The organism is uncultured Dubosiella sp. (assembly GCF_964018005.1).
Taxonomy (GTDB): domain Bacteria; phylum Bacillota_I; class Bacilli_A; order Erysipelotrichales; family Erysipelotrichaceae; genus Dubosiella; species Dubosiella muris.
This window is the reverse complement of record NZ_CAXHOA010000043.1, coordinates 1-4,489: the sequence shown is the minus strand read 5'-3', so window position 1 is coordinate 4,489 and position 4,489 is coordinate 1. Positions and strand designations below refer to the sequence as shown.

The following is a 4,489-nucleotide window of genomic DNA, read 5'->3' as shown; positions in this document are numbered from 1 at the left end:
GTGTTCAACGGTAAAGTGGATCTCTCCCAAAACAAAACGGACGAGGAAAAAATGAAGGACGACTACTTCACAAAAGGCAAAAAAGACATTACCGACGAGGAAGTGGCGGAGTTCAAAGCGAAAAACAATTTGTAAAAAATGAAGGACGGTCAACGCGGATCGTCCTTTCTTTTTCTAAGTTAAAGCGTCTGCCACTTATTCCGATTGGCATTTCCAAGCGCGCGAATGGTTATCCTAACCGAATCATCTCGTCCAAGCTGTGTTTCGCTTTTTTGATCGTGTCCTCGTCCAAAACGATTTCCTCACCCGCTTTACCAAGCAACGTGTTGTAAATATCCATCAACGTCGTTGCTTTCATGTCCGTGCACATTAAGCGGTTGGACAAGGCGTAAAACTTTTTGTCCGGGCATTCGAACTGCAAATGCTCCACGATGCTCGTTTCCGTTCCGATAATAAACGACTCGTTTTTAGAATTCCTGGCAAACGCCATGATGCCCGTCGTCGAACCAACATAATCCGCTTGTTCTACGACTTCTTTTGGACACTCCGGATGCACCAACAGCAACGCGTCCGGATGAAGCGCTTTCGCTTTTTCCACATCCGCTTTCGTCATGGAAAAATGGTGAGGGCATCCGCCTTGAATGCATTTAAACGTCTTGTCGGGAATTTGGGCGGCGACAAACGAGCCCAGATTGGGATCCGGAATAAAAAGAATTTTGTCATTCTTTATTTTTCGGCACACTTCCACCGCGCAAGACGATGTGACACACGCGTCAGCGAGCGTTTTTAACTCCGCGGTCGTATTTACATACGCCACGACGCTGTAATCTGGATTTTCCGCTTTGATTTTTTCCAGCTCCGCGCTTGTCAGCTGCTCCGCCATCGGGCATCCAGCTGTCGGATTGGGCAAATACACATGTTTATCCGGGCAAAGGATCTTACACGTTTCCGCCATAAATCGAACGCCGCACATGAGGATGTTTTCATTCGAGTCGGTTTGCGCCTTTTGCGCCAAGCCAAATGAATCTCCCACATAATTCGCGATTTCTAAAACATCCTGCCCTTGATAGGCGTGGACTAAAATCGTCGTGCCCGTTTCCTTTTTCAATCGTTGGATTTCTTCTTTGATTTCCTGTACTGTCATGCTTCCTCCATCCCGCTTTCTTCTTTTTCCCATGGGCTTAACGGCGCCAGCAGGCCGGCCTCCATGAGTTTTTGCTCAATCAGTTTGAGTCGCTGTTCGTTGTCCGCCTCGACCAAATGATAGTGGTAGCCGCTTGTCACCTCGCCAAGATACTTGGATTTGCTGCCCTGGAACGCCTCCATAAAGTCCCGCGCGTCCTGCCGGCTGCGAATGTCGAGATCCACGCTGATTCGTCCATACACCCGATGCGAAATGCTAACGTTTTTTACCTTTCCGCCATGGTCGACGATCAAAAACAGCTCCTGCTCGGTTTGATCCGATTCATGATACATTTTAAATTCCTTTTGAAAGGCGTGTCCCTGATCCTTGATCATAACATAACCTTTCGGCGTCGAGGCGATGCCGGACGTATACGCGCGAATGACGGTCAGGTCCTGCACGATGGCTTGCCTCGATACGTTGAATCGGGACGCTAGCGACTTCGCGGGCACCGGCACCTCGCTTTTTTTCAAGATCTCAATGATCGCGTCCCGCCTTTCTTTCGTCTTCATCCTTCCGCCCCTTCGATTGGATGCAGATTTTTCAATGAAAGATCCAGGATGCCGGCGCTATACACGATGGCTCCGCTCGAAATGAAATCCACGCCCAAATCTTTTAAGGCGCCAATCCGCTCCCTGGTGACGTTGCCGGAAATTTCCGTCTGCGCCCGTCCCGCAATGCGTTCCACCGCTTTTTTCATCGTCGCGTGGTCCATATTGTCGAGCATAATGATATCGGCGCGGGCGTCGAGGGCTTCCTGGACTTGTTCGAGCGTCTCGCATTCGATTTCGATTTTTCGGACGAAGGGCGCGTAATTTCTAGCCATTTCAATGGCTTTCGTAATCGAGCCCGCCGCGGAAATATGATTGTCTTTCAGCAGGACGCCATCGGAAAGGTTGTAGCGATGATTTGTGCCGCCACCGACCTTCACCGCGTATTTTTCAAACAAACGATTGTTTGGCGTTGTTTTCCGCGTATCCAAAAGGGTGATCGCCGTGTCTTGAAGCTGCTCGACCACTTCGTGAGTGGCGGTCGCGACACCACTCATTCGTTGTAAATAATTGAGCGCGGTTCGCTCACCCGTCAAAATCGTGCGAATATCGCCGATGACCTTTCCTAAAAGCTGGCCATTGTGCACCTTTTGTCCTTCCTCGCAAAAAAAGATGACATCGCTTTGCTCGTCCAAAAGAGTGAAAACCCGTTTAAACACGTCGAGCCCGCAAATCATTCCATCCTGCTTGCAGATCAGTTCCGCCTCGCCAAGTCTTTTTTCCGGCATGATCGCGTTCGTACTCATATCCTCGCTCGTCACATCTTCTTGCAGGGCCGATAAAATATAAGGATCGGCATTGAGTTTCATTACTACGTCATTCATGGTTTTTTCTCTCCTTTTCAATTTCTCGCAAAACATGACGACGATACTGCGCCATCGTTTTCTCTACATCACGATACCCGCTCATGTCCACATCATAGTCTTTGGCTTGTGGGACTTCATGCTGGCTAAACGTGATGTCATCAGCCGCCCGGCGCGCGAAGACAAGCGATTCCAGCAAAGAGTTGCTGGCCAGACGATTGGCGCCATGCACCTTGTTGCAGCTCGTTTCCCCGCACGCGTAAAGCCTTGGCATGCTGGTCCGGCCGGCCAGGTCGATTTTGATGCCACCCATAAAATAGTGCTGCGCCGGAACGACCGGAACCGGTTCTTCGAACACGTTGTATCCTTCTTCCAAGCATTTGGAGCAAATGTGGGGGAAATGGCTTTGGAGCGTCTCTTTTCCGATTGGCCGCAAATCTTCATACACATACGCGGAGCCGTCTTTTTTCATTTGTTCCTGAATGGCTCTGGATACGATGTCCCGCGGCTGGAGCTCGTTGGTGAAACGCCGGCCGTGGATGTCATACAGCAGGGCGCCTTCCCCGCGCAGCGACTCCGAAAGCAAAAACCGTCTTCCCTTTTGTTTCGAATAAAGCGTCGTGGGATGGATTTGAATGTAGTCGATGTTTTCCAGCTCGATGCCGTGCTTTAGACAAATGCCCAACGCGTCGCCGGTCAAACTGGCGAAATTAGTTGAATTTTCATACAGCCCGCCGATGCCCCCGCAAGCGAACACGATATCGTCGCCAAAGATCGGAATGATCGTTTTCGCTTGATCTTGCGCGACGATTCCAACGGCTTTCTCGTTTTGGATAAGAAGATCGACCATCATCGTATGGTCAAAGAGTTCGATGTTGGGCCGGCGCAAAACCGCTTCGAGCAGTTTGGATGTAATTTCCCTTCCGGTTTCATCTTCATGAAAGAGAATGCGTGGCTTGGAGTGCGCGCCTTCCTTGGTGAAGCGCAAATTTCCATCCGCATCTTTTTCAAACTCGACGCCATACCCGATCAGATCTTTGATGATCGTGTTGCTGGAGCGAATCATCAAATCCACGCTTTTGGGGTCGTTTTCATAGTGGCCGGCTTTGAGGGTGTCCTCAAAATAGGACTCGTAGTCCTCTTCGCCGCGCAGCATGCAAATGCCTCCCTGCGCCAAGTAGGAATCGGATTGTTCCAACCCTTCTTTGCAGAGCATCCCTATTTTTTTCGATTGTGGAAGATGAAGCGCGCAATACAATCCGGCCGCGCCGCATCCTACAATGACTACATCGTACCGTTTCATTCTTTTTTCCTCTGTCGTTGTGAGACTTCCTTTTCCCGCCTATTATAGCATGGCTCAATTTGTTGTCAATCACATATATTTCAGGTGTCATGACATGTAGAAAGACTAAAAAAAGAGAGAGCTTTACTCTCTGGGCTTGATGGTGACGTGGATCGAATCGCCTTCTCCCTTTTTCAGACAGGTCCGTATCGACTTTAACCTTTATAGCAAGAAGTCCCACGCTTCTAAAGTGGGGGGGGATGAATTGCGTCCATTCTATTTGTCAAGAAATAGGAAAATAATATGTTACAATAAAATCAGTCGAAAACAGGAAAGGCTGATAGACCCTTGCAGGAATGGAATCATGATAAAGACCATGTGCATATTCTGTTCAAGGCTCACCCGAAAAGTGAAATCAGCAAATTCATAAACGCATACAAAAGTACAAACAGTTGGCTTTTGAAGAAAGAATTTCCGCAAATAAGGCAGAAGTGATGGAAAGAATATTTTTTGGAGTCAGAGTTTTTGCTGAATTACAACAGGCGGAGCACTCATTGAAGCAATCAAGAAATATAATGGAAACACAGGAGCAGGAAGACAAGCGAAAAAAGAGGTGAAAAACATGGCAAACAAAGCCTATAAATTCAGAATATATCCGAATGCTGAGCAA

The 4,489-nt window shown here is 48.5% G+C and carries 4 protein-coding genes and 1 pseudogene; 1 reads left to right on the top strand and 4 read right to left on the bottom strand.

Annotated elements, in window-relative coordinates; all coding sequences use genetic code 11:
- Positions 1-229: 229 nt before the first annotated feature.
- Genes nadA through ABNS49_RS13605 form a run of 4 tightly spaced genes read right to left on the bottom strand, consistent with a single transcriptional unit; the run spans position 230 to position 3,840 of the window.
- Positions 230-1,144 carry a quinolinate synthase NadA gene (gene nadA, locus ABNS49_RS13620; protein ID WP_290155350.1) on the bottom strand — a complete coding sequence of 305 codons (915 nt, stop codon included), beginning with the start codon at positions 1,142-1,144 and terminating at the stop codon, positions 230-232.
- Positions 1,141-1,695, bottom strand: a complete 555-nt coding sequence (locus ABNS49_RS13615; RefSeq protein WP_135979448.1) for a transcription repressor NadR — start codon at positions 1,693-1,695, stop codon at positions 1,141-1,143. Before ABNS49_RS13615 ends, nadA begins: the two co-directional genes overlap by 4 nt.
- On the bottom strand, positions 1,692-2,558 hold the full coding sequence (gene nadC, locus ABNS49_RS13610; protein ID WP_348688168.1) for a carboxylating nicotinate-nucleotide diphosphorylase: 867 nt from the start codon (positions 2,556-2,558) through the stop codon (positions 1,692-1,694). The genes ABNS49_RS13615 and nadC overlap by 4 nt, the downstream gene beginning before the upstream one ends.
- The gene (locus ABNS49_RS13605) at positions 2,551-3,840 is read right to left on the bottom strand and encodes an L-aspartate oxidase (RefSeq protein ID WP_135979450.1); all 1,290 of its coding nucleotides are present in this window, start codon (positions 3,838-3,840) and stop codon (positions 2,551-2,553) included. Before ABNS49_RS13605 ends, nadC begins: the two co-directional genes overlap by 8 nt.
- 333 nt (positions 3,841-4,173) lie before the next feature.
- On the opposite strand from ABNS49_RS13605, the pseudogene tnpA reads away from it, so the two are divergent.
- Positions 4,174-4,348: pseudogene (gene tnpA, locus ABNS49_RS13600) on the top strand (IS200/IS605 family transposase); the annotation flags it as partial.
- Positions 4,349-4,489 lie beyond the last annotated feature (141 nt).